Here is an 18,219-nt window from a genome sequence, read left to right as displayed (position 1 = left end):
CCGGGAATGCTCGGAGAAATCGGTACAGAAAAGAATCCGGCCCAGGCGGACGGGATCCCGCTCGTGACCCGGACCGGCGAAGTCGTGCGCCGGTTTACGCACGACCAACACCGGGCACGAGGCCTTTCGAAGCACCCGCTCGGTCGCCGATCCCAGCATCAGGCGGTCGAATCCGCGCCGGCCGTGCGTTCCCATGACGATCATGTCCGCCTTCTGCGCGTCCGCAAAAGACAGAATCGCGTCCGAAGTTTCCCCTTGCTGCACAACGCATTCCGGCTCAATCTCCTCGTGTGTGTATTGCTTCACAAATGCCTTCAGCTGTTCCTTGCCCTTCTCGGAAAGTCCCCGGCAGAACTCATCAAAGGAATCCGCGGAGGGGGCATAGTAAACCGAAGGATGGTGCCCGAGCTCCACGATGTGTTGCACGAAAAGCTTGGCCCGATAATGCCGGGCCAGCGATAGGGCATAGCGATACGCACTTACGGAGAACTCCGAGAAATCCACGGGACAAACAATGCGCCTCAGTTCCAGCATGGCGGCTCCTTGCCGGCGTGTTTCTTGACTTCCACCCCCCCCCGGTTCCGCCTTCCTCGCGCGAGGCCGGAGAGGAATCTCCCGAGAAGAACGGTATTCCGACCCCCTTAGTTTACCATTGCCCGGCCGACCGACTCTATAGTAAATTATCACGAATGGAACGGATTCGTGTTCTAATCATGGGGGCCGCCGGCCGGGATTTTCACAACTTCAACGTGGCGTTTCGACAGAATCCTCGGTACGAGGTGGCGGCGTTCACGGCGGCGCAGATTCCGAACATCGCGGGACGAACGTATCCCCCGTCTCTCGCGGGGGCGCTGTATCCCGAGGGCATTCCGATCCACCCGGAGGCGGAGCTGGAGTCGCTGATCGAGGCCCGCCGGATCGATCGAGTCGTGTTTGCCTACAGCGACGTGTCCCACGAGGAGGTCATGCACGCGGCGTCCCGTGTCATCGCAAGCGGCGCCGACTTTGCGCTGCTGGGCCCGCGGGCCACCATGATCCCTTCCCGTAAACCCGTGGTGTCGGTCTGCGCGGTCCGAACGGGAGCGGGCAAGAGTCCGGCGGTTCGCGCCATCGCCCGGCGGCTTCGGGACGAGAGGCTCCGGGCGGTTGTGGTGCGTCATCCCATGCCTTACGGGGATCTCGCCAAGCAGGCGGTCCAACGCTTCGAATCCCTCGAGGATCTGAAACGGGCCGATTGCACCATCGAGGAAATGGAAGAATATGCCCCTCATCTTCGGGAGGGCGGGGTGGTCTACGCCGGCGTCGACTACGAGCGGATCATTCGGCAGGCCGAAGGCGAGGCCGATGTCATCCTCTGGGAGGGAGGGAACAACGACCTGCCCTTTCTCCGGTCCGACCTGGAGATCGTCCTCGTGGACCCGCACCGCGCCGGGCATGAAAGGACCTACTTTCCGGGAGAGGCCAACCTGTTGCGGGCGGATGTCTTGATCCTGACCAAGGTCGACACCGCCGGCGCGGCGCAGATCGACGCCGTGCGGGCCAACATTCGCACCTACAATCCGCACGCCGTCGTTCTGGAGTCCTCCATGCCGGTCGCGATCGACCACCCGGAGCGGGTTCGAGGGGCGCGGGTCCTCGTAATCGAGGACGGACCGACCCTGACTCATGGCGGGATGACGTTCGGGGCCGGCGTGCTGGCCGCCCGCCAGGCGGGCGCCCGGGAGCTCGTGGACCCGCGCCGGTATGCCGTCGGGAGCCTAGCGGACACGTTCGCCCGCTACCCGCACCTTGGGAATGTGCTGCCGGCCATGGGATACGGACCCGGCCAAATCGACGAGCTGGCCGAAACCATCCGCCGGACCGACTGTGATACGGTGGTGATCGCGACACCGGCGGACCTCCGGCGGGTCATCGAGATCCGACAACCGAGCTGCCGTGTCACCTACGAGTTTCAAGAGCGCGCGGGTCCTTCGTTGCGAGAGGTCCTGAGGGACGTGATCGCGAAGGCACGGGCCCAGGTCTGAGCCGCTGTGAGGGCCGTTAAGTCTCGGTCCCGTCCGTGATGATTTCATAATGCTGCGCCCGTTCGTCGAAACGGAGGAGGATCGCCCTCGCCCGGTCCGGGACCACGGCCGCCTCGTAATTCACTCCCGCAAAACGGCGCACGGCGTCCAGGGAATCAAACCGCATGATCGTGACGAATTCGACTTCTCCGCCGGCCTCGCGGCGGAGCAATTGTATATGCCTGAAGCCGGGAATTCGCCGATTCTGAATTCCGACGAAGATTTCATCCTTAAGCAGCGCCTCGTATTTGTCCGCGTCGTCCGGGGCTGTCCATCCGTGCCAGATTCGAGCCATCATTTTTTCCTCCTCACTTTCGAATTTAATTTCCCTTCGTGGGTCTCCCGCGGCCGCGCCCGGGGCCGGAGGGGGGCCGAGGTTCAATAGGGCCGGCCGGAAATCCAGGCGCGATCCACCACCTCGTTGAGGTCCAGCCTCCAGCGGCCGTCTTCGAGAACCAGGATGAAGGTTTCGCGTTCATACTCCGGAAGCATCGGCGCGAAGGGCGGCCGACTGATCGCGTACTTGGTATATTGATAGGCGACCGTGACCGAAACTTCAACCTGCTTCGGGTCGATCAAGCGCCCCTCGGCCTTCTGGAAACGCGTAAAGCAGCATTGAGGGCTTCGGGTCGCGTTTCGCATCAGGAAGGAGAAATGCTCCGCTGTCATCGAAGCCCGGAACCCTCTCGTCCCCAGCGCATACAGATCATCGTAGCGTTCCTCCTCCCATAACTCCGTCATCTTATCCAGACTCCGGATCGCCTCGGAGACCCGCTCCTCGATCTGTCTGTCCGTGAGGGCCGCCGCTTGCAGACCCGGCCCGTGCGATAACGTCCCGAATAAAACCGCCGCGCCCACGAAATAGGATCGGGATATCTTCATCATCGGCGGCACCCCGCCCCCTTTCGCAAGGACAAAGGCAGAGACGCTTCCCGCTCTATCGCCCCCCGGAATGATGCATGTGAACGACCTTCCATCCGTTTTTATATCGGCACAGGACGCAGGTCCAGCGGGTCTCGAAACTCCCGGCCTTGCTTCCGCCGACCTCGTTGTAGCGCAGGTCATACGCCGCCCAGGCCGTGTCCCCGTTCACCTTGATCGCGCTGTCGAGCGCCTCCGACTCGATCGCGCTCGTCTCGCGGAACTGCTCCTCGAACGAGGCCTTGATCGCGGGCCAGCCCACCTGCTTGTCCCCCGCCTGGGAGCCGTAGAAGACCATGTCGGGCTCGTGCGCCACCGCCGCTTCCAGCGCCTTGATGTCCCGCTTTTGAACCGCGTCCCTGAATTTTTCGATCACCGCCCTCACATCCTTCACCACCTGCGTTTCCATGATACACCTCCTCGATTGATGAATTCCGTTTCACCGAACATGTTCTCCTGCTTAACATCCCTCCTTTCCCCCGCGCGCGGAGAAAAAGGGGAGCCGGACTGGATTCTAAAACCCAAAAAGCCGAAGCCGACCCCGCCCCTCATTTGGCCAGCTGCGCGCGAAGGGCCCGCAATTCCCTCCGGCGCGCCGGGCTGGTCTCGGGATAACGCAGCCTGAGCCCCTGGAGCGTGTCGAGAATGATTTGCGAAATGACCAGGCGCGCGTTCTCCTTGTCGTCGGCCGGCACGATGTACCACGGCGCGGTGGGGGTGCTGGTCGCGCTCAGGCAGGCTTCATAGGCCTTCATATAGGCCCCCCATCGCCCCCTCTCGGCCAAATCGGCCCGGCTGAACTTCCAGTTCTTGTCGGGGTTGTCGATCCGGGCCAGGAGACGGCGGCGCTGCTCCTCCTTGGAGACGTGGAGGAAAAATTTCACGATCCGGGTGCCGTTGCGGTGTAGGTGCTTTTCCAGATCGAGAATCGACCGGTACCGGCCCGGCCAGATCTTCCCCTTGTCCAAAACCTCCTCCGGCAAGGCCTCGCTTCGCAGGACCTCGGGATGCACGCGCACGATCAGGACCTCCTCATAATAGGAGCGGTTGAAGATTCCGATCCGGCCCCGTTCCGGAAGACAGCGGGTCGTGCGCCAGAGAAAATCGTGCTCCAGCTCCTGCGGGCTCGGATGCGAAAAGCTGAAGACCTGGCAGCCCTGCGGGTTCACCCCGGACATCACGTGCTTGATCGCGCCGTCCTTCCCGGCCGCGTCCATGGCCTGAAAGATCAACAACAGCGCGTACCGATTGTGCGCGTACAGCATGTTTTGCAGCCGTCTGAGCCGCCCGATGTGGTCGGCCAGCAGCCGTTCGTAGTGCGCCTTCGACGCGTAAAAGGGTTTTACGCGCGTCGGCCACTTCCTGAGCTGCACCCCCTCCCCCTCACGAACCCGGAATGGCTTGACCTTGATTTTCATGCCCGGCCTATTCGAATATTGTCAATCGTAAATATTCTTTACGGCCATAACAAAACCCGTTAAAAAAACCCGGGCTGGTATGATTCCACTGCCCATGGCTCCATTCTCGAGCCCTCCCCCGGGCGTGAGGCCGGAGGGGGCGGAATACGTCGCACCGGACCCGCAGGGGCGCTTCGCGATGCGCCCCGCCGCGTCATGGCCCGTTATGAAACCGGGACACCGTCCCGTCCAGGATGATATCCGAAGGCTGGATGGGCTTCATCAAACGTATCCCTTCGATCGACCGGCAGCGGCTCAGGGCCACGTAGGTCTGCCCGTGCGCGAACGCGCCGCGCCCCAGATCGATGATCACGTTATCGAAGGTCTTGCCCTGGCTCTTATGGATGGTGATCGCCCAGGCGAGCTTGATCGGGTACTGCTTGAAGGAACCGGTCACCTTGGGCTCGATCCGGCCCTCGGCCTTGTTATATTCATAGCCGATTTTCTCCCACTCCGACGGCTCGACCGCGCAGGCGGAGTCGCCCAACGCGACGGTGATCGAATCGCGTGAAAGCTTTTGAACCACGCCGAGACTTCCGTTGACCCAGCGTTTGGAGGGATCATTCCGGACCATCATCACCTGGGCCCCCGCCTTCAGCTCCAAGCGTTCGTCCGTCGGGTAGGAGGCCTCGTCGAAATCCCCGTTCACCGCGGCGTCGAAGGCGTAGCCTTCCGAGTCCAGGGCCTCCAGACGGCTTCGATTGATGGCCGACGCACGCCGATTGGTGCTGGTGAGCGTGATCGCCGGACCCTCCTTCTCAAACCCCAAAGAGGGATCGCAGCGTCGATTGAGATCGACCAGATCGGATTCTTCGAGCTCGTTATTGCGGATTTTATTCAAGAGCCCGATAAAGCCGGAATCGCTCTGCCGGAACACCTTCCCCAGCTCGATCACTTCGAACTTATTTTCCTTAAACACACGGGCGTCGAAAAAGTACGGGCTCTCGTAGGTGTCGGCCAGATAATCCTGCAACTCCGGCTCGACGATGGGCGGGAGCTGGTAGAGATCCCCGATGCAGATCACCTGGACGCCCCCGAAGGCCTCGTCCGGGCGGTGGCGGTTCAATCGCAGGGCGTGATCGACGGCGTCCAAGACATCCGCACGCACCATCGAGACTTCATCGATTACGATCGTGTCCAAGGCGGCCAACAGCTTCTCCCGGCCCCGAACCCGCCTCAGTTCGTTCGGGGTGATGAGCCGGGGAGGAAAGCGAAAAAACGAATGGATCGTCGAGCCGCCCACGTTGATGGCGGCCACGCCCGTGGGGGCCAATACGATGACGTTCCGCGCGGTCTTCTCTTTGAAATATTGAAGGAGGGTGGATTTCCCCGTCCCGGCCTTCCCCGTTAGGTAGACGTGACGGCGGGAATGTTCCATCAGGTCGAAGGCATGTTCGATCTCCGGGGTGATTTCAAAATCGTCCGGGATGACGACAGCCTGTTGAGAAGCCATTTTTTTCACCGGGTCCATTCCGTCACTCCGCTCACCTATTTGATCTATGGATCACTGATTATACACGCCGTCCCCGGACACCGGCACTTAAAAAGATGCACCGATTAGTCTTTTTGTAGCAGCCAAACGTTCTCTTTGGCGGCGCATTTTCCCTTCAATCCACCCGGGACATCCGTGCTTGCCAGGAGCGTTAAATCATAACGATCTCTGTAGTGTTTTTTGACTTCCTCGTTGCTGACGGAAAAAGGAGGGCCGTCCATCAGGCTTTGGTCGTACTCATAGGAAATGAGTAGCTGCGGAGCATTATCCGTAATCGCCGTTAAGTGCGCGGTGTATCGAGGGCGCATGGCTTCGGGCAGTGCCACTAAAGCGGCCCGGTCATAGATTGCATCGACCGGGCCGAGCATCCTGCGTGACAAATCGAAAAAATCCCCCACATATATGTCGATATTTTCAGCGCCGTGGTGATCGGCTTGACCCACCCCCGATATTTTGGGTTCCACCCCAAGCTCCGAAAATAATTGCTCAACGGCTATTTTACTCAATTCGGCCCCAGCCACTCGATAGCCATGGGAAAGCAACCAGGCAATATCAAGAGTCTTGCCGCACAAGGGTAAAAATACGCGACGGCCTTTCGCCACCGAAAGCTCTTTGAAATATTTGACCAGGAGCGGGTTGGCTTCACGGGCGTGGAAAGGAATTTCATTTTTCTGCCACCGTTGGTGCCAAAAACTTGGATCCATAATAACTCCTTTCGAGCGCTATCCCTTCCAAACAAAGAAGCCGACCGTTAGGTATGCTGTCCCCGGAACTAAGGGAGCCGGAATGGATATACGCCGACCCCGTTATACTGAAAAGCATCAGCGGTAAACATCCCTGCGGTGCCGGACCCCCAGGATGCCGACCACTCCGGCCTTGTGATCCACCGCGGAGACGATCCGGTAATCGCCTTGACGCACCCGGCAGAGATTCTCTTCCCCGACCAGTTTTTTGGCGCCCACGGGGTTTGGCTGGAGCGCCAGCGCTTGAATGGTTTTATCGATTCGCACGAGATCTTTTTGTGGGATGCGGTCCAGATCCTTGAGCACCCGCTTCTCAAAGCGGAGGACGTAACTCATTTTTTGGCGAGCCGGCGTCGGATATAGCGATCGTATTCTTCCCGTGAGACGAACTCGGCATCGGCCAATCGACCGCGGGCCATCGCGACGTCCCGGATCTCCTCTTCCGCCTCCCCCAATTTATCCTGAAGAGCCCTTTTCACGAAATGGCTCATTTTCAGCCCGTGTTCCAGGCAGAACCGGTTCAGCTTCTCTTTAAGCTCCTTCGGAATCCGGGCTCCAAGCGCAACCTCCTCGGTTTTTCCCCTCTCTTTGACAACGGTTTTCATCGCCCCCCTCCTCCATTTGAAATCAAATGATATCATGCGATATCATTTGGTGTCAAGGATGTTCAGGAGAACGATTTTGTCTTATTCCCTCCCCAGGGGCGAGCGAGGCCGGAGGGAGAGGGGAAATAAATCTGTCCCCGTTTTTTTCCGTTTTTGTAGCCGGTCGCATTTCCTTTGTGCCCCTTCATCTTGATGAATCACGTCTCCTTTTTTTGTATTTCAATGGAGAATATGGCTTCATTCTCTCCGGTATATTCTCTTAAGATAAAACTCCTTTCCCCAAGGGCGTGCGCCCTTAACCAATGGAACCCCGGGCGCGGCAAACGAATGTCGTATACACTGCCGTAAGAACTAATATGGGTACTTCCCGAAAAGGAACAGGGGCGGTCTACATAAACCAGAATCAAGTATTCTCTGGACTCGGCATCAATGAAACTGCTCCCCCCGATGGCATTCCCTGTGTTCCGGTCATAGGCAAGGGTTGCCACACGGGCGAACCGTGTCGAGGGTGGATCGATCGTCAGCCCCTCTGTTTCAACGGTATTTTTCAATGTTTCCGCCGCCTCGTCCAGCCTCCTTGACATACGGCCTAAATCAAGCTGAAACTCGGAACCCTCGATCACCTGGAGGGTCTGCAGCGGTGGCGAGTTGAATGAGCCGTTAAACTGGCCGGGAATGTACGGAAAGTACAAAACGATATCCTTCGGAGGATGATCCACTTGAACCGGCCGCCGTGCATGGTCAACGAACTCCACCCGCGAATTTATTATATAGACCGTCGAGCCGTCCGGCATCAGCAGGCCGGCCCGCGGAAGCGCACACGCCGCCAATGCGATCAATAATGCAAGCCTGAGAACCCTCATCTTCCCAACCCACCCGGCGATGACCGTTGAGCGCTTAATTAGAGGTTCCCGCCTCGCCCTCCGGGTGCACCGATCGTGTCAAGCCATCGCTTGGCTTGATCGATCATTTGGCGCTTGGTCGGCGAATCCGGAGCCAGCCTTTCAAACTCTCTGATCTCTTTTTCTGCTTCGGACGCGTTTTTCTGACCCATGAGCGCCATCGCGAGAACATAGTGGGCCTGCGCATTGTTCGGATTCAGGCCAAGCGCGACGCGGTACTCCTTAATGGCTTCCTCAAAATCTCCTTTGCTGTAAAACACGGCCCCCAGATCCATGTGGGGATTAATTTCATTCGGGTTCAAGCGAATGGCTGTTCTGTATTCCGCGATCGCCCCCTCCAAATCCCCCTTGAAATGGAACGCAGCCCCAAGATTGGTGTGCGCTTTTAGGTCGTTCGGATCCAGGCGAAGGGCATAGAGATACTCGGAAATAGCCCCGTTGAGGTCCCCTTTCCGAAAGAGTGCGACTCCCAAATCAAAATGAGCCATTTCAAAATTCGGGTTCAGCCGTATGGCGGTGCGGTCCTCGGTTATCGATTCATCAAGTTTCCCCTTGTTAAGCAGTGCAATGCCCAAATTGAAGTGCGCGATCGAATTGCCCGGATCGATGCCGATTGCGGCGCGGTGTTCCGCAATGGCGCCATCAAGATCCCCCTTGCCGTTAAGGGCAACCCCGAGATTGGTGTGAGCCTGGTCATCCTTCGGATTCAGGCGAATGGCCGTCCGGAATTCCGCAATCGCGCCATCCAGGTCCCCTTTATCCGCCAGCACATTGCCGAGTCCGTCGTGCCCGTATCCATCACTCGGGTTCAGGCGGATGGCCGCGCGGAACTCCGCCATCGCCCCATCCAGATCCCTTTTGCGCGCCAGCACGGCCCCGAGGCCATCGTGCGAGTAGGTATCGTTCGGATTTAGCCGAAGGGCGGTCTCATACTCTTTGGTCGCGCCGTCGAAATCCCCTTTGCCCATGAGCACATTTCCGAGACCGTTGTGACCAAATGAATCGTTGGGAGCCAAGCGAACCGCCGTCCGGTACTCCGCCATGGCACCTTCGAGATCTCCTTGGTTCGCAAGCGTCGACCCGAGACCCATGTGGCCGTTTGCGTAATTTGGGTTCAGGCGAATGGCCGTACGGAACTCCGCCATCGCGCCAACGACATCTCCTTTGTCGCCTCGCACGGCCCCGAGATGATAGTGAGCGGCTGAATTGTTCGGGTTGAGACGAAGCGCGGTTTGCAACTCTTCCGTCGCTCCATCCAGATCCCCCTTTTTGCGGAGTACGACTCCGAGATTGAAGTGGGCCTCTGCATCGTTCGGATCCAGGCGAAGGGCCTCGCGATACTCTGTAATCGAACCTTCGAGATCCCCTTGATGCCGGAGCTTCGCTCCGGCCTCGTCGTGTTTCATGGCCTCCGTCGGCGCAGGCCGGGAACCAGCACAACCCGAGCCCACGGCCAGGAACGCGGCTGCCATCACCGCCATGGAGAGTTTCTCTTTCAAGTCAGCCCGCCTCATGTTTATTCCTTTAGGCCGAATTTAATTGCTCCCGCGCGAGGGCGGAGGGGAGCTCAATTTGTCCCTGTTATTTATGTCCTGTTATTTTATTTAATCTTTAAACCACTTTGGTTTGACAAAATAGAATAAAAGCCAAATCATAAAAAATACACCAATCATTCCTATGTCGAACATATGGATGTTGTTGGATTGAAGCCCGGCATTTCCTAGAAGAGCATCCAAGAAAGTTAATCCACCTAAAAATAGCACGGCCGAGATGAAAAAATTCCTGTACCATCTCTTTCTCATTTAAGAAATAAACTCAAAAACACGTCAAATCTTTTGTTTTATCCATCCTAATTATCCCCCGCGCGCGAGGCCGGAGAGGAGGCGGATATCGTTTCATTTACCCCAATGTGATATTTCAAGACCTGACCCTCGTTGCGATTTCCTTTCTTTTTCCCATCCCCCGCCACCCGTTCACGGCGGTCATTTTGTCTCGACCGCGGGCTCGGCCGGCGTTTCCGTCAACTCGTTGACCAGCTTCTTATCGTACAGCATGATGGCGATCCGCCGGTTCTTCTGGCGTCCTTCGGCCGTATTGTTCGAGGCCGTCGGTTCGTATTCGCCCCGTCCGGAGGCGATCATCGATTCCGGGGGGACCCCGGCCTCCTGAAGTATACGAACCACGGTGGTCGCCCGGAGAACCGACAGCTCCCAGTTCGACGGGAAGGTCGCATGCAGGGACTTGGGCACCGGCTTGTTGTCGGTATGGCCCACCACCCGGATGATCTTATCGTTGTAACCTTTCAAGGCCTCGCCCAGTTTCTTGAGGACCCTCTTCCCCTCCGGCTTGAGCGTCGCGCGGCCGGAATCGAAGAAGACCTGGTCCGCCAGATCGACCGTCAGCATGTTCTTGTACTGTTTCAGCTCGAGCTCGCCCTTCTGCACCTCGCTCGACAGTCCGGTCAGCAGCTTCTGGTACTCCTGCTGCTGCCCCCGGGCTGCCGCGATCAGATGGGCCTTATCAATCTCAAGTTGCTTCGCCTCACGGATCGCCGCCGCATTCTGCTGTTCCATGGCCGCGGCCCGCTGTTCCGCCGCCGCCGTCTGCCGCTTCTGATCGGCGACGTCCTTTTCGAGCGCGGTATTCTGCTGCTCGAGCACGCTTTTTTCCTGCCGGAGCGCCGCGATTTCCTGGTTCTTTTCCGTTTCTAGCTTTTTATATTTTTCCGAGCCGGCGCACCCGCCCACGATCATCCCCGCCGCCAGAACGGTGAGGCCGATAAAAAGATAATTTTTCACGTCGGTACCTCCTTTTTTGCCCGTACGATATGTTCAGGACGATTAAATCGCGAATTCCAGCGTACAAACGCAAATACCGGGAAAGCACGGGGACCTGCCCCTACGGATTCGGATGCGGGGGAATACAAGGGTTCGCCCCTACGGATTCGTATGCCCGGGCGTACGGCCGTACGCTTCTACAAGTCAACCCACGTGCCGTCACGACCCCCCCCTTCGCTATTCCGCCTCCTTGCTTTCCAGTTCCCGTCGAGCATGCCGGATGGCCTCATGAAGTTTTTTCTCCAAGAGCTTTCGGGGAGGAAGCCCGGTGAGATATTCCGCTACCCGGATGCCGCTTTTTTCCAGTTGCAGGAGCTCGACCTGTTCGGTGGATTTTCCGGCGCATAAAATGAGTCCGATCGGGTATTCTTCACCCTTTTGTTGTTCATGCCGTTCCAGCCAGCGGAGGTACAGTTCCATCTGTCCCTTGTCGGCGGGCTGAAATTTGCCCAGCTTTAATTCGATGGCAACCAATCGCCGCAGTTTGCGATGATAGAATAGCAGATCAAGGTAGTAATCTACATCCCCCACGGTAATTCTCTTTTGACGGGCCACAAAGGTGAACCCCGCTCCCAGTTCTAGAATAAAAGCCTCCATCTCCCTCAAGATCGCGGCTTCAACGTCTTTCTCGCTGTAGGTATCCTTCAAGCCGAGGAAATCCAGGAGGTAAGGGTCGCGAAAAACGAGGTCCGGGGTGAGCTGATCCTTCTCGCGGAGTTGCCGGAGTTCCATCTCGGCGAGTTTGGCCGGTTTCTTCGATAGGGCCGTTCGCTCATAAAGCATCCCGTTGATTTTCTCTCTCAGTGTGCGGACGCTCCAGCGTTCGATCCGGCACATCTCGGCATAAAATTCCCGCTGGAGAGGCTCCTTCAGCGGAATGATTTCGACGAAATGACTCCAGCCCAATTGTCTCGACAGCGTCGAGACAATTTCAAGGGCGGGGAAAACCTCCGCAAATTGGATCATTCGAAAGAGATTCGGCCTGGAAAACCCGCCTCCGAACTCGGGCGTTAATTTTCCCGACAGCGTCGAGACAATTTCTTCGCCGTACTCCGCGCGTTTCTTCTGCAGGATGTCCGTCCGAATTCGCTGTCCGACGCTCCAGTAAAGTATCACAAGCCCTGCGTTGACGGCTTGAGCCGCTTGGTTACGTGCCGCCTGAATGAGCGAACGAAGGTCTTCCAATAGTTTTTCGGGAACCGGCGCGGGAGAAGCCGTCCCTTGCTTTGTCAATAAACGATTTAATCTCCGCTTCAAAGAGTCACCCTATACCACCACCGAAGATTTATCCAATTACGTTTTCCTTCCGCCCCCCGCGCGACGGCCTCCGCCCCCGCGAAATTCGTCGATTATCTTTTTGTAGGGGCACGGCATGCCGTGCCCCTACGAATGCGGGCGGGCCCACGGGCCCGGCCCTACGAATCATGATAATCGGGCAGGCATGGGGACCTGCCTCTTCAAATCCGGGCGTACGGCCGTACGCCCCTACAAATTCATCCCGTCACCGATGCGCCGTGGCCAATCGCGCCAGTGCCGCCTTATATTTGGCGATCCGCTTCCGGTCTTTCGCGGTGGGCCGGGGACCCCGGCACTGCTCGATGTTGTCCGACAGGTCGGCCCGTTTCACCCGCCGGGCCAGCGGATGCGGAAGGATCCGCCCGATGAAATCGTCGTACGACTCGCCCTTGCGACGGGAGAGATGATCGACCGCCTGGACGACCGCGCGGCTGAAGCCCTCCTTCCGCAGATCCTTCAGCGACCAATCGGTTTGCTCGACCACGTCATGCAGAATCGCCACCGTCCGCTCCTCGTCCGTCCGCATCCGGAACATCACCCGAAGCGGGTGAAGCACGTACGGGACCCCGGGCTCGTACTCCTGCCCGCGGTGCGCCTTGACGGCGATCTGTATCGCACGGTCCAGCGTGCTCATATCACCGAAGACGCCGGCATGATGAAATTTTCATCGATTGATTGGTTCGGTAGGGGCGGTTCGGAACCGCCCCTACAAAACGATCTTGGTATTGGATTTTTGCGGAAGAAATATAAGAATAATGACGGGTGTGGCCGTTCAATGAGGCCTCCCGCCCTCCGGGGGATCGGACCGTGCGTAAAATATAGACGGCAGACATCGGGCAGGATCCCGTGCCAACGGAGTTCGATCCTGTTGCGCGGGATGGGCCCCGTTACAATGTCCGCACCGGAAGGGCTATTCTTGCCGGATTATAGTCCTTTCGGGCATACGGGTCAATCGTGACTGATCACGCTCATCTCGCTCAGCAGATTTTTATCGATCAGCATGATCTCGATCCGCCGGTTCTTCTGGCGATTCTCCGGCGTGTCGTTGGGCGCGATGGGTTGGTATTCGGCCCTTCCGGAGGCGATCATATCCTCGGGTGGGACGCCGATTTTTTGCAGGAAGCGTACGACGGTGGTGGCGCGGGCCACGGACAGCTCCCAATTCGACGGGAAGGTGGCCTGAAGGGATTTTTTGATCGCCTTGTTGTCCGTATGGCCCACGACCCGAATGATCTTGTCGGGGAAGCCTTTCAAGGCCTCGCCGACATCCTTCAAGACCTTCTGGCCCTCCGGTTTGAGCGTCGCACGGCCGGAATCGAAAAAGACCTGCTCCGCCAGCTCGACCGTCAGCATGTTCTGGTACTGCTTCACCTGGACCTGCCCCTTCTGCACCTCGCTCGACAGTGTATTCACCAGCGACTGGTACTGCTGCTGTTGCTGCCGGCTGGCCGCGATCAGCGAGGCGTTCTGCTGCTGAAGGGAACCCACCTGCTGCTCCGCCGCGGACTTCTGCGTCTCCACGGCCGATTTTTGCTGTTGCAAGGACCCGACCTCTTGCTCCGCCGCCGCTTTCTGCTGCTCGAGCGAAGCGACCTGCTGCTTCAGGTCGGCGTTGTCCTTCTCCGCCGCGGCTTTTTCCTGCTGGAGGGCGGAGATCTCCTGGTTCTTATCCGTCTCTAGCTTTTTGTACTTTCCCGAGCTGACGCAGCCGCTCACGATCAACCCCGCCGCGAGAACGGCAATTCCAATTCGAATATAATTCATCATGTCGAAACCCTCCCCTGATCTTTTTTTCATCCCGGAATCAAAATCCTTATGACCGGGCCGGAAAGATCTCTCTCCGGCGATCGCTATATTCATAATAATCAAAGCCGACCTTGTGCTTTCCGATCATTATCGTCTGCAAAAATCATGCAGTCAATAAAAAAATATTCCCCTCTTGCAGGAAGAATAAACTGGCCCGATGATTCAGTGTTTTAAACCGGAAAAAAGGATCCGGACTGCGCGGGTGGAAATGAATTGTGCGTGAAGGTCTTTAAAAGAGAGGTGTCCAAGGACTCAAATGATTTTTCGCGCGAAATAAGAAATTGAGCTGGATTTCAGGGAAATGAATTTGTCCAGGTCAATAAACACTTCTTGTCCGTAAGACAATCATATACGACCTATAGGCCCAATATGTCCTATATATATTATATATAATGATGCAGATCGAATATATTCGCCCCTTTGACGGGGGGATTTTGCGTCAAGGCGGGCCTTTCGGGCGGTTCATGATTCGGAGGGCTTTGAGTTGGGGAGGACTAGTTTTTTGACGAGATCGATCACCTCGTCGGTCGTGACCTTCGTGATTTTTCCGGTCCGGCGCTCCTTCAATTCCACGCGGCCCTCGGCCAGGTTCTTCTCACCGACCAGGATCTGGAACGGGACCCCGATCAGATCGGCGTCGTTGAACTTCACCCCGGGCCGCTCCGAGCGGTCGTCGATCAGGACCTCCACCCCCAGGTTGTTCAGCGTCCCGTAGATCAACTCCGAGGTGATCATCACGCGCTCCGACTGCTCGTTGACCGGAATGAGATGGACTTGATAAGGGGCCAGCGGAAGGGGCCAGACGATCCCCTTCGTGTCGTGGTTCTGCTCGATCGCGGCTGCGGCCGTGCGGCCAATCCCGATCCCGTAGCAGCCCATCACGCTCAAGGCCTCCTTGCCGTTGTGATCAAGGAAGGTCGCCTTCATCGCCTCGCTGTATTTCGTCCCGAGCATGAAGACATGGCCCACCTCGATCCCGCGTTGCGTGATCAGACGGCCCTTGCAGCGCGGGCAGTTCTTCCCCTTGACCTTTTCGACGTTGGCCGCAAAACCGCAGGACTCGCAGGCGACGAGGCTGTCCTCGCCCGTCTCGGCCAATACCATGAATTCCTGGGAATAGGTCCCGCCGATCACCCCGCTTTGGGCCTCGACCGGCTGGAACTTCAGACCGCAGCGCTCGAAGATCCGGTGATAGGCCTTGGACATTTTATCGTAGCTGGCCTTGGCGCTCGGCTCGTCCCGGTCGAAGCTGTAGGCGTCCTTCATCAGAAATTCCCGCCCGCGCATCAGCCCGAAGCGCGGACGGATCTCGTCCCGGAACTTGGTCTGGATCTGGTAGAGGATCTGGGGAAGGTGGCGGTAGGAACGCACATCGCCCCGCACGAGGTCCGTGATCACCTCCTCGTGCGTCGGCCCGAGGCAGAACTCCCGCTCGCCCCGGTCCTTGAGCCGCAGCAGCTCCTTCCCGTACTCGCCCCAGCGCCCGGTCTCAAGCCACAGCTCGGCCGGCTGGACCATCGGCATCAGCAGCTCCTGCGCGCCGGCGCGGTTCATCTCCTCGCGGACGATCCGCTCGACCTTCCGGATCACACGCAGGCCCAGCGGCAGATAGGTGTAGATCCCGGCCGCGACCTTCCGGATCATCCCGGCCCGGATCATCAGCCGGTGGCTGACGACCTCGGCCTCGACCGGCTCCTCGCGCAACGTGGGGATCAATAATTTCGAATAACGCATCGGTGTTCTCGTGGAAAACGCGGGCACGGCCAGCGGCGCCCCTACCTGTTCCTCCTTACTCCTTATTCTTTACTCCTAACTCCTTACTCCCTTTTCCCTCTCCCTGGCCATCGCCTCGACCTCGGCGACGAGGACGTCCGCCATCTCGGACTCCTTCACCTTTCCGACGATCTTTCCGCGCTTGAACAGCAGCCCGCCCTCTTTTCCGCCCGCGATCCCGATGTCGGCCTCCATCCCCTCGCCGATCCCGTTCACGGCGCAGCCGAGGATCGAGACGTTCAGCGGCGCCTTGATGTGGGACAGCCGCCGCTCCAGCTCGCCCACCAGCTTGAACATGTCGAATTCGAGCCGCCCGCAGGTCGGGCAGGCGATGAAATTGATCCCGTGGTGGCGAAGCTCGAGCGCTTTCAGGATCTCGAAGCCGGCCTTCACCTCCTCGACCGGATCGGCCGCGAGCGAGACCCGGATCGTGTCCCCGATCCCCTCGCCCAGCAGCAGGCCCATCCCGACGGCCGTCTTGATGCTTCCGGAGAAGGCCGTCCCGGCCTCGGTAATCCCGAGGTGGAGCGGGTAATCCGTTTTTTTCGAGATCAGCCGGTAGGCCTCGACGCAGAGGCCCACGTGCGAGGCCTTGAGCGACAGCTTCATATCGCGGAAGCCCAACTCCTCCAGCATCCCGACCGCGCGGAGCGCCGATTCGACCATCGCCTCGGGCGTGGGATAACCGTATTTTTTGAGAAGGTCCTCCTCCAGCGAGCCGGCGTTCACGCCGATCCGGATCGGGATCCCCCGGTCCCGGCAGGCCGAGACGATCTGTGCCACGCGGTCCTTCCCGCCGATGTTGCCCGGATTGATCCGGACGCAGTCGACGAAGGGCGCGGCCTGGAGGGCGAGGCGGTAATTGTAATGGATGTCGGCGATGAGGGGTATGCCGATCCGGGCCTTGATCGGCTTCAGGGCGTCGGCGGCGGCCTCGTCCACCACCGCCACGCGGACGATTTCGCAGCCGGCCCGCTCCAGTTTTTGGATCTGATCCACGGTCGCGTCGACGTCCCGCGTATCGGTCGTCGTCATGGACTGGACCGAGATCGGGGCGTCGCCGCCGATCTTCACCCCGCCGACCGTGATCGGCCTCGTTTTCCGACGTTCGATCCTCATGGAGACGTCCGCGCCCTTTTTTTGGGATCAGCCCGGTCTGACAAACAGGCGGATGATGTCGTTGTAAAACGCCAGGGCCATCAGAAGCAGCAGCAGCGCGAGGCCGACCTGCTGCGCGATCTCCCGTTTCCGGAGGCTGAGCGGCCGCCCGAGCACGGCCTCGATCACGAAGAAAAGGAGATGGCCTCCGTCCAGGACCGGGATCGGAAGGATGTTCATCACCCCCAGCGTGATGCTCAGGATCGCGATCAGAAAAAGCAGGCCCCCGATCCCCTGCGAGGCGGCCTGACCCGACATCTGCCCGATCAGGATCGGCCCGCCGATATTATCCATCGAAAGTCTTCCCTGAACGAGCCGGGCCAGCCCTTCCACCGTCAGGTAGGTCCATTGCCAGGTGGCTTGAAAACCCTTGACGAAGGCGTCCAGCGGATTGGAGGCCGCGATCTCCGCGCCGTGAGGGCTTTTGCCGATCCCGATCTGGCCGACGGTCTTCTTCCCCTCCCCGGTATCGATCGTCTTCTCGGCCGGCGTCACGGTCAGGGTCGTCGTTTGATGGTCCCGTTCCACCACGATCGTCAGGGGCTTGCCGGCGTTGCCGTAGATGATCTCGGTCATCTGGGCCCAAGTCGAGATCTTCCGGTCGTTGATCGAAACGATCCGGTCCCCCGGCTTAAAGCCGGCCGCCTGGGCGGGGGATTGATCGACCACGTTCTCGATCACCGGCATCAGGCTGTCGAAGTCCGGCACGTACATCGGGACGCCGATCGCAAGCGAGCCGGAGAAGATCAGATAGGCCAGGATCATGTTGAAGACCGGCCCGGCCGCCACGATCAGCAAGCGCTTCCAGACGGGCTGGTGCGAAAAAGAGCGCGCCCGGTCCTCCGCCGACATCGGGGCCGCCGCTTTTCCGGCCTCGTCCTCCTTTTCGGGCTCCTCGCCGAAAAGCTTCACGTACCCGCCCAGCGGAAGCGCGGAGATCAGATATTCGGTCTCGCCGACCGTCCGGCCGATCAAGCGGGGCCCGAAGCCCAGCGAGAATTTCAGGACCTTGACCCCCAGGCGGCGGGCCACCAGGAAATGGCCCAGCTCATGGAAGAAGATCAGGACGCTGAGCACGATCAGGAAATAAAACAGGTTGTTCAGGAAATGAAGCATGGATTCCATCGCGACGTCGTCACTCCTTTTCTTGACCCTTATGAACGTTC

At 58.8% G+C, this 18,219-nt stretch carries 19 protein-coding genes; 1 reads left to right on the top strand and 18 read right to left on the bottom strand.

Annotation, left to right across the window (positions count from 1 at the left end; genetic code table 11):
• On the bottom strand, window positions 1-534 hold a 534-nt coding region (locus tag VMN77_11815; GenBank protein ID HTN44472.1), incomplete at its 3' end, for a universal stress protein.
• 155 nt (window positions 535-689) lie between these two features.
• On the opposite strand from VMN77_11815, the gene VMN77_11810 reads away from it, so the two are divergent.
• Entirely contained in the window at window positions 690-2,024 is a 1,335-nt protein-coding gene (locus VMN77_11810; GenBank protein HTN44471.1) for a cyclic 2,3-diphosphoglycerate synthase, read from the top strand.
• Between the two features lie 16 nt (window positions 2,025-2,040).
• On the opposite strand, the gene VMN77_11805 is transcribed toward VMN77_11810, so the two are convergent.
• The 17 genes from VMN77_11805 to rseP form a co-directional block, all read right to left on the bottom strand.
• Window positions 2,041-2,361: an antibiotic biosynthesis monooxygenase gene (locus VMN77_11805; GenBank protein HTN44470.1), complete on the bottom strand. Its 321-nt coding sequence runs from the start codon at window positions 2,359-2,361 to the stop codon at window positions 2,041-2,043.
• An 80-nt stretch (window positions 2,362-2,441) separates the two neighbouring features.
• Complete coding sequence (locus tag VMN77_11800) at window positions 2,442-2,948, bottom strand: hypothetical protein (protein ID HTN44469.1); 507 nt, start codon at window positions 2,946-2,948, stop codon at window positions 2,442-2,444.
• 52 nt (window positions 2,949-3,000) lie between these two features.
• Window positions 3,001-3,393: a nuclear transport factor 2 family protein gene (locus VMN77_11795; GenBank protein ID HTN44468.1), complete on the bottom strand. Its 393-nt coding sequence runs from the start codon at window positions 3,391-3,393 to the stop codon at window positions 3,001-3,003.
• A 139-nt stretch (window positions 3,394-3,532) separates the two neighbouring features.
• Window positions 3,533-4,402, bottom strand: coding sequence for an ADP-polyphosphate phosphotransferase (locus VMN77_11790; protein HTN44467.1), 870 nt, complete (start codon window positions 4,400-4,402; stop codon window positions 3,533-3,535).
• A gap of 193 nt (window positions 4,403-4,595) precedes the next feature.
• Window positions 4,596-5,912 carry an AAA family ATPase gene (locus tag VMN77_11785; protein HTN44466.1) on the bottom strand — a complete coding sequence of 439 codons (1,317 nt, stop codon included), beginning with the start codon at window positions 5,910-5,912 and terminating at the stop codon, window positions 4,596-4,598.
• An 86-nt stretch (window positions 5,913-5,998) separates the two neighbouring features.
• Window positions 5,999-6,637 carry a thiopurine S-methyltransferase gene (gene tmpT, locus VMN77_11780; GenBank protein ID HTN44465.1) on the bottom strand — a complete coding sequence of 213 codons (639 nt, stop codon included), beginning with the start codon at window positions 6,635-6,637 and terminating at the stop codon, window positions 5,999-6,001.
• Window positions 6,638-6,754: 117 nt separating this feature from the next.
• Window positions 6,755-7,012, bottom strand: a complete 258-nt coding sequence (locus tag VMN77_11775; GenBank protein ID HTN44464.1) for a type II toxin-antitoxin system RelE/ParE family toxin — start codon at window positions 7,010-7,012, stop codon at window positions 6,755-6,757.
• On the bottom strand, window positions 7,009-7,281 hold the full coding sequence (locus tag VMN77_11770; protein HTN44463.1) for a hypothetical protein: 273 nt from the start codon (window positions 7,279-7,281) through the stop codon (window positions 7,009-7,011). Before VMN77_11770 ends, VMN77_11775 begins: the two co-directional genes overlap by 4 nt.
• A 197-nt stretch (window positions 7,282-7,478) precedes the next feature.
• Entirely contained in the window at window positions 7,479-8,120 is a 642-nt protein-coding gene (locus VMN77_11765; protein ID HTN44462.1) for a hypothetical protein, read from the bottom strand.
• 62 nt (window positions 8,121-8,182) lie between these two features.
• Window positions 8,183-9,697, bottom strand: a complete 1,515-nt coding sequence (locus tag VMN77_11760; protein ID HTN44461.1) for a tetratricopeptide repeat protein — start codon at window positions 9,695-9,697, stop codon at window positions 8,183-8,185.
• A gap of 468 nt (window positions 9,698-10,165) precedes the next feature.
• Complete coding sequence (locus tag VMN77_11755) at window positions 10,166-10,981, bottom strand: OmpA family protein (GenBank protein ID HTN44460.1); 816 nt, start codon at window positions 10,979-10,981, stop codon at window positions 10,166-10,168.
• Window positions 10,982-11,197: 216 nt separating this feature from the next.
• Window positions 11,198-12,253 (bottom strand): PDDEXK nuclease domain-containing protein, encoded by a 1,056-nt coding sequence (locus tag VMN77_11750; protein ID HTN44459.1) that lies wholly within the window; start codon window positions 12,251-12,253, stop codon window positions 11,198-11,200.
• Between the two features lie 268 nt (window positions 12,254-12,521).
• On the bottom strand, window positions 12,522-12,950 hold the full coding sequence (locus VMN77_11745) for a GTP pyrophosphokinase (GenBank protein ID HTN44458.1): 429 nt from the start codon (window positions 12,948-12,950) through the stop codon (window positions 12,522-12,524).
• A gap of 314 nt (window positions 12,951-13,264) precedes the next feature.
• Window positions 13,265-14,083 carry an OmpA family protein gene (locus VMN77_11740; protein HTN44457.1) on the bottom strand — a complete coding sequence of 273 codons (819 nt, stop codon included), beginning with the start codon at window positions 14,081-14,083 and terminating at the stop codon, window positions 13,265-13,267.
• A gap of 501 nt (window positions 14,084-14,584) precedes the next feature.
• Window positions 14,585-15,856 carry a proline--tRNA ligase gene (gene proS, locus VMN77_11735; protein HTN44456.1) on the bottom strand — a complete coding sequence of 424 codons (1,272 nt, stop codon included), beginning with the start codon at window positions 15,854-15,856 and terminating at the stop codon, window positions 14,585-14,587.
• A gap of 75 nt (window positions 15,857-15,931) precedes the next feature.
• Window positions 15,932-17,014, bottom strand: a complete 1,083-nt coding sequence (ispG, locus tag VMN77_11730) for a flavodoxin-dependent (E)-4-hydroxy-3-methylbut-2-enyl-diphosphate synthase (protein ID HTN44455.1) — start codon at window positions 17,012-17,014, stop codon at window positions 15,932-15,934.
• A 27-nt stretch (window positions 17,015-17,041) separates the two neighbouring features.
• Window positions 17,042-18,178 (bottom strand): RIP metalloprotease RseP, encoded by a 1,137-nt coding sequence (gene rseP, locus VMN77_11725; protein ID HTN44454.1) that lies wholly within the window; start codon window positions 18,176-18,178, stop codon window positions 17,042-17,044.
• Window positions 18,179-18,219: the final 41 nt, after the last annotated feature.

The sequence above is a fragment of the Nitrospiria bacterium genome (assembly GCA_035498035.1).
GTDB lineage: Bacteria > Nitrospirota > Nitrospiria > JACQBZ01 > JACQBZ01 > JACQBZ01.
The sequence above is the reverse complement of the archived record's forward strand: the minus strand, read 5'-3'. Positions and strand labels throughout refer to the sequence as shown.

Bases quoted from the DNA above. Each gene is read 5' to 3' on its own strand.
- VMN77_11775 (HTN44464.1), bottom strand. From the start codon at position 7,012: ATGAGTTACGTCCTCCGCTTTGAGAAGCGGGTGCTCAAGGATCTGGAC.
- proS (HTN44456.1), bottom strand. From the start codon at position 15,856: ATGCGTTATTCGAAATTATTGATCCCCACGTTGCGCGAGGAGCCGGTC.
- VMN77_11795 (HTN44468.1), bottom strand. From the start codon at position 3,393: ATGGAAACGCAGGTGGTGAAGGATGTGAGGGCGGTGATCGAAAAATTC.
- VMN77_11805 (HTN44470.1), bottom strand. From the start codon at position 2,361: ATGATGGCTCGAATCTGGCACGGATGGACAGCCCCGGACGACGCGGAC.
- tmpT (HTN44465.1), bottom strand. From the start codon at position 6,637: ATGGATCCAAGTTTTTGGCACCAACGGTGGCAGAAAAATGAAATTCCT.
- VMN77_11770 (HTN44463.1), bottom strand. From the start codon at position 7,281: ATGAAAACCGTTGTCAAAGAGAGGGGAAAAACCGAGGAGGTTGCGCTT.
- VMN77_11745 (HTN44458.1), bottom strand. From the start codon at position 12,950: ATGAGCACGCTGGACCGTGCGATACAGATCGCCGTCAAGGCGCACCGC.
- VMN77_11740 (HTN44457.1), bottom strand. From the start codon at position 14,083: ATGATGAATTATATTCGAATTGGAATTGCCGTTCTCGCGGCGGGGTTG.
- VMN77_11800 (HTN44469.1), bottom strand. From the start codon at position 2,948: ATGATGAAGATATCCCGATCCTATTTCGTGGGCGCGGCGGTTTTATTC.
- rseP (HTN44454.1), bottom strand. From the start codon at position 18,178: ATGGAATCCATGCTTCATTTCCTGAACAACCTGTTTTATTTCCTGATC.
- VMN77_11810 (HTN44471.1), top strand. From the start codon at position 690: ATGGAACGGATTCGTGTTCTAATCATGGGGGCCGCCGGCCGGGATTTT.
- VMN77_11785 (HTN44466.1), bottom strand. From the start codon at position 5,912: ATGGACCCGGTGAAAAAAATGGCTTCTCAACAGGCTGTCGTCATCCCG.
- ispG (HTN44455.1), bottom strand. From the start codon at position 17,014: ATGAGGATCGAACGTCGGAAAACGAGGCCGATCACGGTCGGCGGGGTG.
- VMN77_11760 (HTN44461.1), bottom strand. From the start codon at position 9,697: ATGAGGCGGGCTGACTTGAAAGAGAAACTCTCCATGGCGGTGATGGCA.
- VMN77_11790 (HTN44467.1), bottom strand. From the start codon at position 4,402: ATGAAAATCAAGGTCAAGCCATTCCGGGTTCGTGAGGGGGAGGGGGTG.